The organism is Mycolicibacterium sp. MU0053, from assembly GCF_963378095.1.
Lineage (GTDB): Bacteria > Actinomycetota > Actinomycetes > Mycobacteriales > Mycobacteriaceae > Mycobacterium > Mycobacterium burgundiense.
The window spans coordinates 2,935,312-2,952,415 of the sequence record NZ_OY726397.1 but is presented as its reverse complement, the minus strand read 5'-3'; the positions used below and the strand labels follow the sequence as shown (position 1 = coordinate 2,952,415).

The following is a 17,104-nucleotide window of genomic DNA, read 5'->3' as shown; positions in this document are numbered from 1 at the left end:
GTTCGAGCGTCCCATTAGGCTGAGCAGCAGTAGTACATCGAAGCCGGACAAAGAGGAGACACAAGTGACCATCCGGGTTGGCGTGAACGGCTTCGGCCGCATCGGCCGCAACTTCTACCGGGCGCTGGCGGCGCAGAAGGCGCTCGGCCAGAACACTGACATCGAAATCGTGGCGGTCAACGACCTCACCGACAACGCGAGCCTGGCGCATCTGCTCAAGTTCGACTCGATCCTGGGCCGGTTGCCCGAGGAGGTCAGCCTCGAGGGCGACGACACCATCGTCATCGGCGACCACAAGATCAAGGCCCTGGAGGTCAAGGAAGGTCCCGCCGCACTGCCGTGGGGCGACCTCGGCGTGGACGTCGTCGTGGAATCCACCGGCATCTTCACCAAGCGTGACAAGGCGCAGGGCCACCTCGATGCCGGCGCCAAGAAGGTCATCATCTCCGCGCCGGCCAGCGACGAGGACATCACCATCGTGCTCGGCGTCAACGATGACAAGTACGACGGCAGCCAGAACATCATCTCCAACGCCTCGTGCACCACTAACTGCCTGGGCCCGCTGGCCAAGGTCCTCAACGACGAGTTCGGCATCGTCAAGGGCCTGATGACCACCATCCACGCCTACACCCAGGACCAGAACCTGCAGGACGGCCCGCACAGCGACCTGCGCCGCGCCCGCGCCGCCGCGATCAACATCGTGCCGACCTCCACCGGTGCGGCCAAGGCCATCGGCCTGGTGCTGCCCGAGCTGAAGGGCAAGCTGGACGGCTACGCGCTGCGGGTGCCGATCCCCACCGGTTCGGTCACCGACCTGACCGCCGAACTGCGCAAGTCGGCCACCGCCGACGAGATCAACGCGGCGATGAAGGGTGCGGCTGAGGGCAAGCTCAAGGGCATCATGAAGTACTACGACGCGCCGATCGTGTCCAGTGACATCGTCACCGATCCGCACAGCTCGCTGTTCGACTCGGGCCTGACCAAGGTGATCGACAACCAGGCCAAGGTGGTGTCCTGGTACGACAACGAGTGGGGCTACTCCAACCGGCTGGTGGATCTCATCGCGCTGGTCGGCAAGTCGCTCTGAGCGGTACCGCACCGATGAGCGTCAAGACACTTGATGACCTTCTGGCGGAAGGCGTTTCGGGGCGGGGCGTGTTGATTCGCTCCGACCTGAACGTCCCGCTGGAGTACCAGGACGGAAACATCGCCCGAATTTCTGACCCGGGCCGCATCATCGCCTCGCTGCCGACGCTGCAGGCCCTCGCCGACGCGGGTGCCAAGCTGGTGGTGACCGCCCATCTCGGTCGCCCCAAGGGCGCGCCGGATCCGAAGTTCTCCCTGGCCCCGGTGGCCCGGGAGCTCGGCGAACGGCTCGGACGGCACGTCCAGCTGGCCGGTGACGTGGTGGGCACCGACGCACTGGCCCGCGCCGAAGGACTCACCGACGGGGACGTGCTGCTGCTCGAGAACATCCGCTTCGACCCCCGCGAGACCAGCAAGGACGACGCCGAACGCCGCGCCTTGGCCCAGGCCCTGGTGGAGCTGGTCGACACCCCCGGCGGACCCGAGCCGGCCTTCGTCTCGGACGGCTTCGGGGTGGTGCACCGCAAGCAGGCCTCGGTCTATGACGTCGCCACTTTGCTGCCGCACTACGCGGGCAATCTGGTGGCGACCGAGGTCAAGGTCTTGGCGCAGCTCACCGAGTCCAGCGAGCGGCCCTACGCCGTGGTGTTGGGCGGGTCGAAGGTATCGGACAAGCTGGCGGTCATCGAAAGCTTGGCGACCAAGGCCGACAGCCTGATCATCGGCGGCGGGATGTGCTTCACCTTCCTTGCCGCCCAAGGACTTCCGGTCGGCTCCTCGCTGCTGCAGGAGGAGATGATCGACACCTGCCGCAAACTGCTCGAGGACTACGGCGACGTGATCCACCTGCCGGTGGACATCGTGGTGGCCGAGAAGTTCGCCGCCGATTCGCCGCCGGAGACCGTGCCCGCGGACCGCATTCCGGCCGACAAGATGGGCCTGGACATCGGTCCCGAGTCGGTGCGGCGCTTCACCGCGCTGCTGTCCAACGCCAAGACGGTGTTCTGGAACGGCCCCATGGGCGTGTTCGAGTTCCCGGCGTTCTCGGCCGGCACCAAGGGGGTGGCCGAGGCCATCATCACGGCCACCGAGAAGGGCGCCTTCAGCGTGGTCGGCGGGGGTGACTCGGCGGCCGCGGTGCGGGCGTTGGGGCTGCCCGACGACGGCTTCTCGCACATTTCCACCGGGGGAGGCGCCTCCCTGGAGTATCTCGAGGGCAAGGACCTGCCCGGCATTTCGGTCCTGGAGAACTGAGCAGATTGCTAGGAGAACCACGTGTCCCGTAAGCCCTTGATCGCCGGCAACTGGAAGATGAACCTCAATCACTTCGAGGCCATCGCCTTGGTGCAGAAGATCGCATTCTCGTTGCCGGACAAGTACTTCGACAAGGTCGACGTCACGGTGATCCCGCCGTTCACCGATCTACGCAGCGTGCAGACCCTGGTCGACGGCGACAAGCTGCGGCTCACCTACGGCGCCCAGGATCTGTCCCAGCACGATTCCGGGGCCTACACCGGCGAGATCAGCGGCGCCTTCCTGGCGAAGCTGGGCTGCACCTTCGCCGTCGTGGGGCATTCGGAGCGACGCACCTACCACCAGGAGGACAACGCCCTGGTGGCGGCCAAGGCCGCCGCGGCCCTGCGGCACGGCCTGACCCCGATCGTCTGCATCGGCGAGGGCCTGGAGGTCCGGGAGGCCGGCGAGCACGTCGACTACAACGTCGCGCAACTCAAGGCGTCGGTGGCGGGGCTGTCGGCCGAGCAGATCGGCACCGTGGTGATCGCCTACGAGCCCGTGTGGGCCATCGGCACCGGGCGGGTGGCCAGCGCGGCCGACGCGCAGGAGGTGTGCGCGGCCATCCGCGGCGAACTCGGTCAGCTGGCCGGCCCGGAGGTCGCCGAGGGCGTGCGGGTGCTCTACGGCGGCTCGGTCAACGCCAAGAACGTCGGCGAGATCGTCGCCCAACGCGATGTCGACGGTGCCCTGGTCGGCGGGGCGTCGCTGGACGGCGAGCAGTTCGCGACGCTGTCGGCCATCGCCGCCGGCGGTCCGTTGCCCTGAGTTACCCCGTGTAAGGTGTCTGCCATGGAATCCGGCCTGCAAATCCTCTTGATAATCACCAGCCTGCTGGTGATTGTGTTGGTGCTGTTGCACCGCGCCAAGGGCGGCGGGCTGTCCACGTTGTTCGGCGGTGGCGTGCAATCGAGCCTGTCGGGATCGACCGTGGTGGAGAAGAACCTCGACCGGTTGACGCTGTTCGTCACCGGTATCTGGGTGGTCACCATCGTCGGTATCGGGCTGCAGATCAAGTACGGCGCCTAGCCCGCTGCCGCGCCGGCAGTGCGCGCGCCGGCCGCCCCGTAGATACTGACAGCCATGGCCGCAGCCGCAGACAGCGAACTGGAGCCGATCGGCGCCGTCCGTCGCACCCCGATCGGGCGGGCGGCCACCGAGCCGATGCGCGAGGACATCCGGCTGCTGGGGGCGATGCTCGGCGACACCGTCCGGGAACAGAACGGTGCGGCCGTCTTCGACCTCGTCGAGCGCGCCCGGGTCGAGTCGTTCCGGGTGCGGCGCTCCGAGATCGACCGCACTGAGCTGGCGCAGCTGTTCGCCGGCATCGAGGCCCGCCAGGCCATCCCGGTCATCCGTGCCTTCACCCACTTCGCCCTGCTCGCCAACGTGGCCGAGGACATTCACCGGGAACGGCGCCGTGCCATCCACGTCGCCGCCGGGGAGCCGCCGCAGAACAGCAGCCTGGCGGCGACCTACGCCAAGCTGGATGCCGCCGACCTGGACGCCGACGCGGTCGCCGAGGCGTTGGCCGGGGCGCTGGTGTCCCCGGTCATCACGGCCCACCCCACCGAGACGCGCCGCCGCACGGTCTTCGAGACCCAGCACCGCATCACCGAGCTGATGCGGCAGCGGGCCCGCGGGGGCGCTGATGCCGGCGACGCCGATGTCGAGCGCGAACTGCGCCGGCAGATCCTGATGATGTGGCAGACCGCGCTGATCCGGCTGTCTCGATTGAAGATCTCCGACGAGATCGAAACCGGTCTGCGGTACTACGAGGCCGCGTTCCTCGAGGTCATCCCGCAGGTCAACGCCGAGGTGCGCGCCGCGTTGCAGCGCCGGTGGCCCGATGCCGAGCTGCTGACCGGCCCGATCCTGCGGCCCGGATCGTGGATCGGCGGCGATCGCGACGGCAATCCCAACGTCACCGCCGAGGTGGTGCGGCTGGCCACCGGCAACGCCGCCCACGTCGCGTTCCGGCATTACTTCGCGGAGCTGACCGCGCTCGAGGAGGAGCTGTCGATGTCGGCGCGGCTGGTCACGGTCACCGACGCGGTCGCCGCGCTGGCGCAGGACTGCCACGACCCGGCCCGGGCCGACGAACCGTACCGGCGGGCGCTGCGCGTCGTCCACGGACGCCTGACGGCGACCGCATCCGAGATACTGGATCGCCAACCCGAACACGAACTCGACCTCGGCCTGCCGCGCTATGACACCCCGCGCGAGCTGCTGGCCGACCTCGACGCGATCGACACCTCGCTGCGCGGCCACGGCAGCACGCTGCTGGCCGACGACCGCCTGGCTCGGCTGCGGGAAGCGGTGCGCGTCTTCGGTTTTCACCTCAGCGGTCTCGACCTGCGGCAGAACTCCGACGTGCACGAACAGGTGCTCGCCGAGCTGCTGGCGTGGGCCGGCGTGCACCCGGACTACACCGCGTTGCCCGAGCCGGAGCGGGTCGAACTGCTGGTCGCAGAGTTGGCCACGCGGCGGCCGCTGACCACGCCGACGGCCGAACTGTCGGAGCTGGCCCGCAAGGAACTCGACATCATCGGGGCGGCCGCCCGTGCCGTGCGGGTCTTCGGCGCCGATGCGGTCCCCAACTACATCATCTCGATGTGTCGATCGGTGTCGGATCTGCTCGAGGCCGCGGTGTTGCTCAAGGAGGCCGGCCTGCTCGACGCCGCCGCGGACCGGCCGTACTGCCCGGTGGGCATCGTGCCGCTGTTCGAAACCATCGACGACCTGCAACGCGGCGCCACCGTCATGACCGAGGTGCTGACCGTGCCGGGCTACCGCGCGCTGGTGCGGGCGCGCGGCGAGAGTCAGGAGGTGATGCTGGGCTACTCGGACTCCAACAAGGACGGCGGCTACCTGGCCGCCAACTGGGCGCTGTACCGGGCCGAGCTGGACCTGGTCGAGATGGCGCGGCGCACCGGAATTCGGTTGCGGCTCTTCCACGGTCGCGGCGGCACGGTCGGACGCGGCGGCGGACCGAGCTACGACGCGATCCTGGCGCAACCGCCGGGCGCGGTCCGGGGGTCGTTGCGGCTCACCGAGCAGGGTGAGGTGATCGCCGCCAAGTACGCCGAGCCGCGAATGGCCCGGCGCAACCTGGAGACGCTGGTGGCCGCGACGCTGGAGGCCACGCTGCTCGACACCGAAGGGCTCGGGGGCCTCGCGGAAGGCGCCTACCGGACCCTCGATGACCTGGCCGCCCGGGCGCAGCGCGCGTATGCCGAATTGGTGCACGAGACACCGGGTTTCGTGGATTATTTCACCGCCTCCACCCCGGTCAGCGAGATCGGCGACCTGAACATCGGCAGCCGGCCGACCTCGCGAAAGGCCACCACCGAGATCGCCGACCTACGGGCGATTCCGTGGGTACTGGCCTGGAGCCAATCGCGGGTGATGCTGCCGGGTTGGTATGGCACCGGCACCGCGATCGAGGGCTTCCTCGGCGACGACGCGGGCCGCGGGCAGCGCCTCGAGTCGCTGCGGGAGCTCTACCGACGCTGGCCGTTCTTCGCGAGCGTGTTGTCGAACATGGCTCAGGTGCTGGCGAAGTCGGACCTGGGCCTGGCGGCCCGCTACGCCGAACTGGTCGAGGATGTCGCGCTGCGGCGCCGGGTGTTCGACCAGATCCGCGCCGAACATGCCCGCACGATCGCCATGCACAAGCTCATCACCGGCCACGATGACCTGCTGGCCGACAACCCGGCGCTGGCGCGCTCGGTGTTCAACCGGTTTCCCTACCTGGAACCACTGAACCATCTGCAGGTCGAACTGTTGCGCCGGTACCGCAGCGGCGACGACGACGAACTGGTGCAGCGCGGCATTCTGCTGACCATGAGCGGGCTGGCCTCCGCACTGCGCAACAGCGGCTGAGCACGCCACGCCCCGGTTAGACTCGCGCGGTATGGGACGCAGGGGTTGGCGGGGGCTGCCGCCCGGCGACGATGCCGAGGCCCGCAAGCGCATGGTGGATGCCGCGCTGCGGATGATCGAACGCCACGGCTTGCAGCGCACCACGCTGTCGCTGGTGGCCGCCGATCTCGGCATCACCCGACCCACCGTCTACCGGCAATTCGCCACGGTCGACGACCTGCTGGCCGCGGCCGCCGACGTGGCGCTGGCCGGGTGGACCGCGCGGATCGCGGAACTGACGGTCGGCATGGCCGATCCCGTCGAACTGCTCGTCGAGGCGGTGGCCCACCTGATCGAACGGCTGCCGTCGGAACCGCTGCTCGCGCAGTTGCTCGACACCGACCGGGCGCGGGCGTTCAGCCGGGCCATGGTGCTGCCGGAGGCCATCGGCCGCTCGCGCAGCATGCTCGAACACGCCCAGATCGACTGGGCCGAGCTGGGTTTCACCGATGCCGCGATGGACGACCTGGTCGAGTACCTGCTGCGGATGATCCAGTCGATGGTGCTCGCGCCGCCGCACCCGCCGCGCTCGGCCGCCGACCTACGCGCCTACTTGCGCCGCTGGATCGCCCCGGTGCTCAGCTGAGGTCGCGCGGCGCCTCGGCGACCGGCACCACCGCGGCCGTCGGCCGCTCGGGCAGATCATCGGCGTGGAACCAGCGGAACGACATCAGGCCTTCGGGGTGGTCCTTGGTCGAGATCGCGTTCGGATGCGCGAGCAGTTCCCGGCTGATCACCATGGTCACGGTGCCGTCGCTGTTGGGAACCGCGGTGCCGGAATTGATTCCGGCCCGGCCGTAGTCGACATCGAGCGCGGCCATGTACTGATTCCACAGCGTGAAGTTCCAGTATCGGCAGCTCGGATGCCGAGTCGTGATCACCAGCGCCTCACCGGGTTCCAGGGCAAACCCGCCCAGGCCGTAGCAGGCGTCCTGCATCGAGTACCCATGGGTCGCGCCGCCGGCCCGGTATGGCGGGGCAATGGTGTTGGTGGTCAGCGACTGACTGTCGGCGAGTTCGGCCGGTGTGCGTTCCATCAGGATCAGCGGAATCAACGCGTACATGTCCTGCGCGAACCGAAGCGCCGCCCGCAGCGAGGCGGCCACGGCCGCATCGGTTTTCGCCGGCCGGACCGGCAGGCCCCCATGGTCGATCACCTCGATGTGCCAGTCAACGCGGCGAGCGGTGTCGGGGTGTTCGTGGTAGTCGCGCGTGATGATGCCGTGTGCGTCGGGGGACAGTTCGATGAACGGGCCGTCGTAGCCGGCCGGGCGGGCCGGGCCCAGCACGCACTCGAAGTCGCCGTCGGCGCCCAGCGGCATGTCGGTGTCGTAGAGCAGTCCGACGGTGCGGTTGGGCCACGCGCCCGGTTCGGGCTCGTTGTAGACCGTCACCGAGTACATGGCGCTGTCATTGGGGCGGCCGCTGACCCGATAGGTGCGGCGCGGATCCACCATCGCGTAGCCGTAGTAGCAGTCGGTGTTGTCGCCGCCCCAGCGCCGATCGGGGCGAAACGGGGTCAGCGTGTCGATTAACCGGGGCGCGACGGGGTCGGCGAACAGGCTCATGTCCAACGTCAACGCCAACATGGTGGCCAGGTTGTGGTAGCCCTCGGCCACCGCGACCTCACCCCGGACGGCCTTGGGCCCTGCCAGGAAGTGCCGGTCGAAATCGGCGAACGCGCTGAGCAACTCGCGCCATGCGGTGGCGCTGTCCGGGGTCGTCATCCCGACATGCTAACAACATACGATGCAACGAATTGTGTAAAATCTGTAACGGCGTTGCGTTAGGGTGCGGACTTGTGAATGCACCCTCGGCGGCCATCCGCATCACCGATCTGGCCCGTCCCACCTTCAGTCCCGAGGCCCAGGCCATCATCGACGGGATGTCCGCGATGGCCGACTACTGCCCGCTGACCGCCGCGGCACTGCACGAGCAGGCCACCGCCCAGACCGGGCTGACCGACTTCGGCTCCCAGGACTACCGCGAGCGGATGGCGGTCCTGCTGCAGGCATTCGGCGAGTTGCCCAACTTCACGGCGTTCGGCCGCACCTACGCGTTCGCGCTGATGCTGACCTTTCTCAAGGGCCGGTTGCGGGTCATCGACCACCTCAAGCGGCATCCGGAGATCTTCGACATCGAGGTCGAGGCACCGCTGATCATCGCCGGGTTGCCCCGTACCGGCACCACGCATCTGCACAGTCTGCTCGCGGCCGATCCGGCGCTGCGCTCGCTGCCGTACTGGGAGGCGCAGGAACCGCTGCCGGCGCCGGGGGAGGAGGGCAGCACTGCGCCGCGCCGCCAACGCACCGGCGACGCGCTGAACATCTCCAACACCTTGATGCCGTACTTCCAGCTGATGCACGAGATGACCGTCGACCACATCCACGAGGACATCGGGTTGATGGTCCAGGACTTCGCCAGCGGCTTCTTCACGACGCTGACTCACCTGCCGCGGTGGTCGGACTACCTGCGCGACCACGACCAGAGCCCCGGCTACCAGTTCCTGCGGATGATGTTGCAGGTGCTCACCCATCAGGACGGCCACCACCGCCGCTGGGTGCTCAAGAGCCCGCAGCACCTCGAGCAGTTCGTACCGATCATGAACGTCTTTCCCGACGCGACATTCATTGTCACCCACCGTGATCCGGTGGACGTGTCGGTGTCGATGGCGACGATGATGACCTACACGATGCGGATGAGCGTGGACCGGGTCGACGTCGCCACGGTCGCCGGCTATTGGATCGGCCGCATCGAGGAGATGCTGGGCGCGTGCCTGCGCGACCACCCGAAGCTGCCGGCCGAGCGCACCATCGACGTGCGCTTCGATGAGTTCATGGCCGACGATCTGGCAATGGTGCAACGGATCTGGGACGTCGCCGGATACCAGCCCAGCGCGCAGTCGCGCGCCGCGGTCGCGGATTACCTGCGGGGACACCGGCGGGGCCGGCTCGGACGCATCGACTACCGCGCCGAGGACCTGGGACTGGACCGCGCGGATCTGCGGCGGCGGTTCGCGCCGTACGTCGAACGGTTCGTGCGGTGACGCCTACAGTCCGGCGCGATTACGCACCGCGGTGATCGCCCCGCGCACCGCGTTCTCGGTGGCGGCGATCGGGGACACCACCGCCTCCCCGACCCCGACCAGCCGCTCGACGCGATCGACAATGCCCTCGAGCCGCTCCACCACCGCCACCAGCCGCGGCGCCAACTCGTCGATGCGGCTGATGGTCGCGTTGAACCGCTCCATGGTGGCGTCGAGGTTGTCGGTCGAGTGGTTGAGGTCCTCCAGCGTCTCCGAGAGGCCCTGCAACACCGTGTCCACCTGACCCACGGTGACGTCGGCGTTCAACGCCGCCTGGGCCAGGGTCCGGAGCCGCTGCTGAGCCGGGCGGGCGCGGTGGGCTGAGCCCTCGGCGCTGACGTCTTTGTCTGCCATGCCGCCAAGTATGACGGCCCACGTCGGCGGAGTCGGGCAGTATTGCCCTATGCATCCCGGCAGTGCTCCGAGCACCCCCGCGGTGGCATTGTTCGCCACCTGCTTCAACGACGTGATGTGGCCCGAAACCCTCAAGGCCACGGTGCGGCTGCTGCGCCGGCTGGGCTGCGAGGTCGACTTCCCGACCGGGCAGAGCTGCTGCGGCCAGATGTTCACCAACACCGGCTACGCAGCGGAGGCGATCCCGGCGGTGCGCGGGTTCGTCGACGCCTTTGCCGGGTACGACGCCGTCGTCGCGCCGTCGGGGTCGTGCGTGGCCTCGGTGCGGCAGCAACACCGCGATATCGCGGCGCGGGCCGGGGACCCGGTACTGCGCGCCGCGGTCGACGAGGTCGCGCCGCGGGTCTACGAGCTGTCCGAATTCCTCGTCGACGTCCTGGGCGTCACCGAGGTGGGCGCCCACTTCCCGCACCGGGTCACCTATCACCCGACCTGTCACTCGCTGCGGCTGCTGCGGGTCGGCGACCGCCCGCTACGCCTGCTGCGCGCCGTCGGCGGCATCGAGCTCGTCGAGCTGCCCGCGGCCGATCAGTGTTGCGGCTTCGGCGGCACCTTCGCCGTGAAGAACGCCGACACCTCGGTCGCCATGGGCGTCGACAAGGCCCGCAATGCGCGTGCCACGGCCGCGGAATTCCTTGTGGCCGGTGACAACTCGTGTCTGGCGCAGATCGGCGGCATATTGTCCCGGCACGGCGACGGGCCCCGGACCATCCACCTGGCGCAGGTGCTCGCCGCCACCGCGGAAGACGGCCGATGAGCGCGGCGCCGCGACCGGGACATCCGCATGTGGGCGTCACCCCGGCGTTCCTCGGGATGCCCGTGCCCCTGCCGACCTTCCAGGCTGCGGCCAAGCTCGCGCTGGACGACCCGGTGTTGCGCCGAAACCTGGCGCACGCCACCGCCACCATCCGCACCAAGCGGGCCGCGGCGGTCGCTGAACTCGACAACTGGGAGGAGCTGCGGCTGGCCGCCGAGGCCGTCAAGGACCGCGCGCTGCTGCGACTCGACGAGTACCTGATCGCCTTCGAGGCCAACGCCACCGCGGCCGGGGCGACGGTGCACTGGGCGCGCGACGCCGAGGAGGCCAACCGGATCGTGGTGGCGTTGGCCGACGCCGCGCTGAGCCCCGCGGGCCCGCGCGAGGTCGTCAAGGTCAAGTCGATGCTGACCCAGGAGATCGAACTCAACGACGCGCTGGCCGCGGCCGGCATCGACGCCTGGGAGACCGACCTGGCCGAACTCATCGTGCAACTCGGCCACGACTGGCCCAGCCACATCCTGGTGCCCGCGATCCACCGCAACCGGTCCGAGGTGCGCGAGATCTTCGCGCGGGAGATGGCGGCGGTGGGCCGCCCGGCTCCCGACGACCTCACCGACGATCCGCGCCGGCTGGCCGAGGCCGCCCGGCTGCATCTGCGGGAGAAGTTCCTGCGCGCCGAGGTCGCGATTTCGGGTGCCAATTTCGCGATCGCCGATACCGGCAGCCTCGTGGTCGTGGAATCGGAGGGCAACGGCCGGATGTGTCTGACCCTGCCGCAGACGTTGATCTCGGTGGTCGGCATCGAGAAGATCCTGCCGTCGTGGCGCGACCTCGAGGTGTTCCTGCAGGTGTTGCCGCGCAGCAGCACCGGGGAACGGGAGAATCCCTACACCTCGATCTGGACCGGCCCGGCCGCCGCCGACGGCCCGCGGCAGATGCACATCGTGCTGGTCGACAACGGTCGCACCCACGCCCTGGCCGACCCGGTCGGGCGGCAGGCGCTGCGCTGCATCCGCTGCTCGGCGTGCCTGAACGTGTGTCCGGTCTACGAGCGCGCCGGGGGACACTCGTACGGCTCGATCTATCCGGGACCGATCGGCGCGGTGCTCACTCCGCAACTGCGCGGCACCGCCAGCGCGGTCGACAAATCGCTGCCGTACGCCTCGAGCCTGTGCGGGGCCTGCTTCGACGTCTGCCCGGTGCGGATCGACATCCCCACGCTGCTGGTGCATCTGCGCACCCGCGTGGTCGACGAGCGGCGCGGGCGGGTGCCCGACGCAGAGGGCCTGGCGATGCGGGCCGCCAGTTGGCTCTTCGCCGACCATCGGCGCTTCGGAGCCGCCGGCACGCTCGCCGGGTTCGCCGGGAAAATGTTGCGCAGCAGACTGTTCGGCGCCAAGCAACGGCTGCGCCGGTTGCCCTGGCCGGCCAGCATCTGGTCGGCCGCGCGCGACGCCCCGGTGCCGCCCGCCGAATCGTTTCGGTCCTGGTGGGAACGCACCGACGGCGGACGGGACGAGCCATGACCGCCGCGTCGGCGGCCGCCGGGGACGCCCGCACCGAGATCCTGGGCCGCATCCGCGCCGCGCTGGCCGATCGCGGTGCGCGCGCCGACGTCGAGGTGCGGTGGGACTACGGCCAACCGGTGTCCACCGGTGACAAGGACGTGGTGCAGCGCTTCGTCGAACGGGTCGCGGACTACCGGGCCGCGGTGGTGCGGGTCGGTCCCGAGAAGGTGCCCGGTGCGATCGCCGAGGCACTGCGGACCGCGGGCGCCGGAGCGGTGATCGCCGACGCCGCGCTCCGCGACCGGTGGGCCGGCGGGGGCGGCGCCGACTGGCTCCTCGACGACCGGTGCTCGGCCGCCGAACTCGACCGCATCGACGCCGTGGTCACCACCGCGACGGTCGGCATCGCCAACACCGGCACCCTGGTGCTCGACCACGGGCCGGGTCAGGGCCGCCGCGCGATCAGCCTGGTCCCGGATGTCCACATCTGTGTGGTGCACAGTGATCAGATTGTCAGCGATGTACCCGAAGCCGTTGCACGACTGGTGGATTCCGGCCGCCACACCAGGCCGTTGACCTGGATCAGCGGTCCCAGCGCCACCAGCGACATCGAACTCGACCGGGTCGAGGGGGTGCACGGGCCACGCACCCTGCACGTGATCGTCGCGGGCTGAGGGCTAGCGCGGGAGCTTGGCCGCCGCGGCCTCGTCGAGCAGCCAGACCGTTTGCCCGCGGCCGCGGGCGCCCGCCGCCGGAATGTCGACCGGGTCGGCACCGCCGACCGCGGCCGCCACGGCGTCGGCCTTACCCGCGCCGGAGACCACCAACCACACCTCCCGTGAGCGCTGAATCGCGGGCAGCGTCAGCGTGATTCGTTGGGGCGGCGGTTTGGGGGAGTCGGTCACCGCGACCACCATCCGGGAGTCCTCGCGGACGGCGGCGGTGTCGGGGAACAGCGAGTTGATGTGGCCCTCGCCGCCCATGCCCAGCAGGTGCACGTCGAACTCGGGGGTGGCTGCCCCGTCGGGGGCGTTGGCCGCCAGCACCTGCTCGTAGGCCAGCGCGGCGGCGGCGATGTCGGCCCCGAATTCGCCGTCGGCGGCCGGCATCTGGTGCACGTTGCGGGCCGGGATGTCGATGCGCTCCAGCAGCGCCTCGCGCGCCTGCTTGGCGTTGCGCTCGTCGTCGTTCTCGGGCAGGTAGCGCTCGTCACCCCAGAACAGGTGCACGACAGACCAATCGATCTCCAGCCCGTGCTCGGCGACATGGCGCAGCAGCGCGGTGCCGGTGCCACCGCCGGTGAGCACGATGTGGGCCCGGCCCCGAGCGGCGATCGCCGACGTGATCGCACCGACCAGGCGGGCACCGGCGGCACTGGCCAATTGGTCGGGATCTACGTAGGTCTCGATGACGGTCCCGGAAGCGCTAGTACTCATGGATAGTCCACCTGGGCCAGGCCCTGTAGGGCGCCGTGAAAGATCTCGTCCGGGTCGAGTCGGCGCATGTCCTCGGCCAGGCAGTCGCGTGTCGCACGCCGCGCCAACGGTAACAGCGCGTCGGGACGAGCGGTGCGCTGCAGTGTCGCGGTGGTGCCGTCCTGCGGACGGCTGAGGTTGATGGTCTCCGAGTCCCGCACCAACTCCACGAACAGCGCACCGGTCGCGCGGGTCACCGATCCCTCGATCCGGGTGGCCAGCCAGCCCGCGAGGATGTCGAGCGCGGGTTCGGCGGCCCGCCCGGACACCACCGCCGAGCGGATCGGCTCGTGCGGTGCCAGGTCGATGGCCGCGGCCAGCAGGGCGCGCCAGTAGGTGATCCGGCTCCACGACAGGTCGGTGTCGCCGGCGGTGTATCCGGCCAGTCGGCTCTTGATCGCCGCGAGCGAGTCGACACAGTTGGACGCGTCGGTGATGCGGCGAATGGCCAACTTGCCCAACGGATCTTCGGCGGGGACCGCCGGCGCCTCGTCGGGCCACCAGGCCACCACCGGGGTATCGGGCAACAGGAACGGGATCACCACGTTGCTGGCGTGTTCGGCCAGCGGTCCGGACAGCCGCAGCACCACTACCTCGCCGGCGCCGGCGTCGGCGCCGACCCGGATCTGCGCATCGAGCCGGGGCTCGGCGGCATCCGGATCCGCCGGGCCGACCACGATGACCCGGCACGGGTGCTCGCGACTGGCGTAGTTGGCGGCCTCGATCGACTCTTCCAGCGCTGCCTCGGTATCTGGGGCGATCACCAGGGTCAGGACGCGCCCCATGGTGACCGCGCCGCCCTCCTCGCGGAGTTCGACGATCTTCTTGTTGACATCGTTGGTGGTGGTGTTCGGCAGATCGAGTATCACGGCCGCCGCCATTCCCGGCCGGCGCGATGCAGCATGTCGAAGGCGGACTCCGGTCCCCAGCTGCCCGACGGGTAGGGCTCGGGGGCGGCCCCTGCCGCATCGATCCGAGCCCAGTTCGCCAGCACCGGATCGAGGATCTTCCAGGCCAATTCGACCTCCTCGTTGACGGGGAACAGCGAGGGCTCACCCAGCAGCACGTCGAGGATGAGCCGTTCGTAGGCCTCGGGGGACTCCTCGGCGAACGCCGAACCGTAGGAGAAGTCCATGTTGACGTCGCGGACCTCCATCCGATTGCCGGGCACCTTGGAACCGAACCGCAGCGTGATGCCCTCGTCCGGTTGCACCCGGATGACGAGCGCGTTCTGGCCCAGTTCCTCGGTCATCGTCGCGTCGAAGGGCAGATGCGGGGCACGCTTGAATATCAGGGCGATCTCGGTGACCCTGCGGCCCAAGCGTTTCCCGGTTCGCAGATAGAACGGCACCCCGGCCCAGCGGCGGGTGTCGACGTCGAGGGTGATCGCGGCGAACGTCTCGGTGGTGGAGGTCTGGGAGAATCCGTCTTCATCGAGCAGGCCCACCACCTGCTCGCTGCCCTGCCAGCCGGCGGTGTACTGCCCGCGGGAAGTGGTCTGGTCCAGGGGTTCGGCCAGTCGGGTCGCCGAGAGCACCTTGATCTTCTCGGCCTGCAACTCCGCGGGGGAGAAGTTCACCGGTTCTTCCATCGCGGTCAGCGCGAGCAGTTGCAGCAGGTGGTTCTGGATGACATCGCGCGCCGCGCCGATACCGTCGTAATAGCCTGCGCGACCGCCCAATCCGATGTCCTCGGCCATGGTGATCTGGACATGGTCGACGTAGTGGGCGTTCCAGATCGGTTCGAACATGGTGTTGGCGAACCGCAGCGCCAACAGGTTCTGCACGGTCTCCTTGCCCAAGTAGTGGTCGATGCGGAACACCGACGACTCCGGAAACACCCCGTTGACCACCGTGTTGAGCGATTCGGCGCTGGCCAGGTCGTGTCCGAACGGCTTCTCGATGACCACCCGGTTCCAGCAGCCGTCGGTTTCGCGGGCCAGCCCGAACGCCGACAACTTCTCGCAGACCACCGGGAACGCCCCGGGCGGGATCGACAGGTAGAACGCGTGATTGCCGCCGGTGCCGCGCTCCTTGTCGAGCTTGTGCAGGGTTTCGGCGAGCCGCTCGAAGGCGGTGTCGTCGCTGAAATCGCCCTGCACGAACCGGATCCCCTCCGACAGCCGGTCCCAGACCTCCTGGTGGAAAGGGGTTCGGGCGTGCTGCTTGACCGCGTCGTAGACCTCTTTGCCGAAGTCCTCGTCGGCCCATTCCCGCCGGGCGAATCCGACCAGCGCGAATTGCGGCGGCAACAGTCCGCGGTTGGCCAGATCGTAGATCGCCGGCATCAGCTTCTTGCGGGCAAGATCGCCGGTGACCCCGAAGATCACCACCGCGCAGGGCCCCGCAATCCGGGGCATCCGCTTGTCGCGCTTGTCGCGCAGCGGATTGACCCACGCCGTCCCGGCGGCCTCGCTCATTGCTGCTTGGGGCTTTTCTCGTCCAGTTGAGCCTGGGTGGCCTCGATCAGTTCCTGCCAGGACTGCTCGAATTTCTGGACGCCCTCGTCCTCGAGCTGCTTGAAGACGTCGGGGAGGTCGATGCCGATCGCCGCCAGCTTGTCGAACACGATCTTGGCGGTCTCGGCCGTCCCGGTGACGGTGTCGCCGGTGATCTCGCCGTGGTCGGCGACCGCTTCCATGGTCTTCTCCGGCATGGTGTTGACGGTGTTGGGGGCGACCAGCTGAGTCACATAGAGGGTGTCGGGGTAGTCGGGGTTCTTCACGCCCGTCGACGCCCACAGCGGCCGCTGCACCCGCGCGCCCTCGGCCTGCAGTGCGGCAAAGCGGCTGCCCTGCTCGAAGACCTCCTGATAGGCCGCGTAGGCGAGCCGGGCGTTGGCGACCCCGGCCTTACCGGCCGCATCCAGGGTGCCCGGACGCTTGGTCTCGGCGGCCAGCTGCTCCAGCCGCTTGTCGATCTCGGTGTCCACCCGGGAGACGAAGAACGAGGCCACCGAGTGGATCTTGGACAGGTCGTGCCCGGCCTCCTTGGCCTTCTCCAGGCCCGCCAGGTAGGCGTCCATGACCGCGCGGTGGCGCTCCACCGAGAAGATCAGCGTGACGTTGACCGAGATGCCTTCGGCGATCACGGCGGTGATCGCGGGCAGACCCGCCAGCGTGGCCGGGATCTTGATCAGCAGGTTGGGCCGGTCGACGATCTTCCACAGCTCGATGGCCTGCAGGACGGTCTTGTCGGTGTCGTGTGCGAGGCGGGGATCCACCTCGATCGACACCCGCCCGTCGATTCCGTCGGAGCGCTCATGGACCTTGGCCAGCAGATCGCAGGCGTTGCGGACGTCATCGGTGGTGACGGTGCGGATGGTGGCGTCCACGTCGGCGCCACGCTCGGCCAACTCGGCGACCTGCGCGTCGTAGGCCGTGCCGGCCGACAGCGCGGCCTGGAAGATCGACGGGTTGGTGGTGATGCCCACGACGCTGCGGGTGTCGACGAGTTCCTGCAGTTTGCCGGTCTGCAGCAGCTCGCGGGACAGGTCGTCGAGCCATACGGAAACTCCGGCGGCACTCAGCGCCGCGAGGTTCGGGTTCTGGGTCATGATG

16 protein-coding genes are annotated in these 17,104 nt (G+C 69.1%); 10 read left to right on the top strand and 6 right to left on the bottom strand.

Annotated features, from left to right (window positions below):
- The first annotated feature begins 64 nt into the window (after window positions 1-64).
- The 6 genes from gap to RCP80_RS13650 are packed head-to-tail and all read left to right on the top strand — an operon-like array spanning window position 65 to window position 6,889.
- Window positions 65-1,087, top strand: coding sequence for a type I glyceraldehyde-3-phosphate dehydrogenase (gene gap, locus RCP80_RS13675; RefSeq protein WP_308478185.1), 1,023 nt, complete (start codon window positions 65-67; stop codon window positions 1,085-1,087).
- 14 nt (window positions 1,088-1,101) lie between these two features.
- Entirely contained in the window at window positions 1,102-2,340 is a 1,239-nt protein-coding gene (locus tag RCP80_RS13670; protein WP_308478184.1) for a phosphoglycerate kinase, read from the top strand.
- Window positions 2,341-2,361: 21 nt separating this feature from the next.
- A complete protein-coding gene (tpiA, locus tag RCP80_RS13665) occupies window positions 2,362-3,147 on the top strand; it encodes a triose-phosphate isomerase (RefSeq protein WP_308478183.1) in 786 nt (261 codons plus the stop codon).
- A 24-nt stretch (window positions 3,148-3,171) separates the two neighbouring features.
- Window positions 3,172-3,408, top strand: a complete 237-nt coding sequence (gene secG, locus RCP80_RS13660) for a preprotein translocase subunit SecG (protein ID WP_308478182.1) — start codon at window positions 3,172-3,174, stop codon at window positions 3,406-3,408.
- 54 nt (window positions 3,409-3,462) lie between these two features.
- Window positions 3,463-6,264 (top strand): phosphoenolpyruvate carboxylase, encoded by a 2,802-nt coding sequence (gene ppc / locus RCP80_RS13655; protein ID WP_308478181.1) that lies wholly within the window; start codon window positions 3,463-3,465, stop codon window positions 6,262-6,264.
- A gap of 31 nt (window positions 6,265-6,295) precedes the next feature.
- On the top strand, window positions 6,296-6,889 hold the full coding sequence (locus RCP80_RS13650) for a TetR/AcrR family transcriptional regulator (RefSeq protein WP_308478180.1): 594 nt from the start codon (window positions 6,296-6,298) through the stop codon (window positions 6,887-6,889).
- Here the strand turns inward: RCP80_RS13650 and RCP80_RS13645 are convergent.
- The gene (locus RCP80_RS13645) at window positions 6,882-8,030 is read right to left on the bottom strand and encodes a DUF1214 domain-containing protein (protein WP_308478179.1); all 1,149 of its coding nucleotides are present in this window, start codon (window positions 8,028-8,030) and stop codon (window positions 6,882-6,884) included. The genes RCP80_RS13650 and RCP80_RS13645 overlap by 8 nt on opposite strands.
- Before the next feature lie 74 nt (window positions 8,031-8,104).
- Here RCP80_RS13645 and RCP80_RS13640 point away from each other — a divergent pair, with 74 nt between their 5' ends.
- Window positions 8,105-9,349, top strand: a complete 1,245-nt coding sequence (locus RCP80_RS13640) for a sulfotransferase family protein (protein WP_308478178.1) — start codon at window positions 8,105-8,107, stop codon at window positions 9,347-9,349.
- Between the two features lie 3 nt (window positions 9,350-9,352).
- On the opposite strand, the gene RCP80_RS13635 is transcribed toward RCP80_RS13640, so the two are convergent.
- Window positions 9,353-9,742 carry an ATPase gene (locus tag RCP80_RS13635; protein ID WP_308478177.1) on the bottom strand — a complete coding sequence of 130 codons (390 nt, stop codon included), beginning with the start codon at window positions 9,740-9,742 and terminating at the stop codon, window positions 9,353-9,355.
- Between the two features lie 49 nt (window positions 9,743-9,791).
- Here RCP80_RS13635 and RCP80_RS13630 point away from each other — a divergent pair, with 49 nt between their 5' ends.
- The 3 genes from RCP80_RS13630 to RCP80_RS13620 are packed head-to-tail and all read left to right on the top strand — an operon-like array spanning window position 9,792 to window position 12,744.
- Complete coding sequence (locus tag RCP80_RS13630; protein WP_308478176.1) at window positions 9,792-10,559, top strand: (Fe-S)-binding protein; 768 nt, start codon at window positions 9,792-9,794, stop codon at window positions 10,557-10,559.
- The gene (locus RCP80_RS13625; protein ID WP_308478175.1) at window positions 10,556-12,088 is read left to right on the top strand and encodes a lactate utilization protein B; all 1,533 of its coding nucleotides are present in this window, start codon (window positions 10,556-10,558) and stop codon (window positions 12,086-12,088) included. The genes RCP80_RS13630 and RCP80_RS13625 overlap by 4 nt, the downstream gene beginning before the upstream one ends.
- Window positions 12,085-12,744: a LutC/YkgG family protein gene (locus RCP80_RS13620; protein WP_308478174.1), complete on the top strand. Its 660-nt coding sequence runs from the start codon at window positions 12,085-12,087 to the stop codon at window positions 12,742-12,744. Before RCP80_RS13625 ends, RCP80_RS13620 begins: the two co-directional genes overlap by 4 nt.
- A gap of 3 nt (window positions 12,745-12,747) precedes the next feature.
- Here RCP80_RS13620 and pgl read toward each other — a convergent pair whose 3' ends face one another.
- The 4 genes from pgl to tal are packed head-to-tail and all read right to left on the bottom strand — an operon-like array spanning window position 12,748 to window position 17,100.
- Window positions 12,748-13,506 (bottom strand): 6-phosphogluconolactonase, encoded by a 759-nt coding sequence (gene pgl / locus RCP80_RS13615; RefSeq protein ID WP_308478173.1) that lies wholly within the window; start codon window positions 13,504-13,506, stop codon window positions 12,748-12,750.
- Window positions 13,503-14,414 (bottom strand): glucose-6-phosphate dehydrogenase assembly protein OpcA, encoded by a 912-nt coding sequence (gene opcA / locus RCP80_RS13610; protein WP_308478172.1) that lies wholly within the window; start codon window positions 14,412-14,414, stop codon window positions 13,503-13,505. Before opcA ends, pgl begins: the two co-directional genes overlap by 4 nt.
- Window positions 14,411-15,964, bottom strand: coding sequence for a glucose-6-phosphate dehydrogenase (gene zwf / locus RCP80_RS13605; protein ID WP_308478171.1), 1,554 nt, complete (start codon window positions 15,962-15,964; stop codon window positions 14,411-14,413). The genes opcA and zwf overlap by 4 nt, the downstream gene beginning before the upstream one ends.
- Window positions 15,961-17,100, bottom strand: a complete 1,140-nt coding sequence (tal, locus tag RCP80_RS13600) for a transaldolase (RefSeq protein ID WP_308478170.1) — start codon at window positions 17,098-17,100, stop codon at window positions 15,961-15,963. Before tal ends, zwf begins: the two co-directional genes overlap by 4 nt.
- Between the last annotated feature and the right edge of the window lie 4 nt (window positions 17,101-17,104).

Coding starts and splice junctions, on each gene's coding strand:
- RCP80_RS13670 (WP_308478184.1), top strand. CDS start 1,102: ATGAGCGTCAAGACACTTGATGACCTTCTGGCGGAAGGCGTTTCGGGG.
- secG (WP_308478182.1), top strand. CDS start 3,172: ATGGAATCCGGCCTGCAAATCCTCTTGATAATCACCAGCCTGCTGGTG.
- ppc (WP_308478181.1), top strand. CDS start 3,463: ATGGCCGCAGCCGCAGACAGCGAACTGGAGCCGATCGGCGCCGTCCGT.
- RCP80_RS13650 (WP_308478180.1), top strand. CDS start 6,296: ATGGGACGCAGGGGTTGGCGGGGGCTGCCGCCCGGCGACGATGCCGAG.
- RCP80_RS13645 (WP_308478179.1), bottom strand. CDS start 8,030: ATGACGACCCCGGACAGCGCCACCGCATGGCGCGAGTTGCTCAGCGCG.
- RCP80_RS13635 (WP_308478177.1), bottom strand. CDS start 9,742: ATGGCAGACAAAGACGTCAGCGCCGAGGGCTCAGCCCACCGCGCCCGC.
- RCP80_RS13630 (WP_308478176.1), top strand. CDS start 9,792: ATGCATCCCGGCAGTGCTCCGAGCACCCCCGCGGTGGCATTGTTCGCC.
- RCP80_RS13625 (WP_308478175.1), top strand. CDS start 10,556: ATGAGCGCGGCGCCGCGACCGGGACATCCGCATGTGGGCGTCACCCCG.
- RCP80_RS13620 (WP_308478174.1), top strand. CDS start 12,085: ATGACCGCCGCGTCGGCGGCCGCCGGGGACGCCCGCACCGAGATCCTG.
- pgl (WP_308478173.1), bottom strand. CDS start 13,506: ATGAGTACTAGCGCTTCCGGGACCGTCATCGAGACCTACGTAGATCCC.
- zwf (WP_308478171.1), bottom strand. CDS start 15,964: ATGAGCGAGGCCGCCGGGACGGCGTGGGTCAATCCGCTGCGCGACAAG.
- tal (WP_308478170.1), bottom strand. CDS start 17,100: ATGACCCAGAACCCGAACCTCGCGGCGCTGAGTGCCGCCGGAGTTTCC.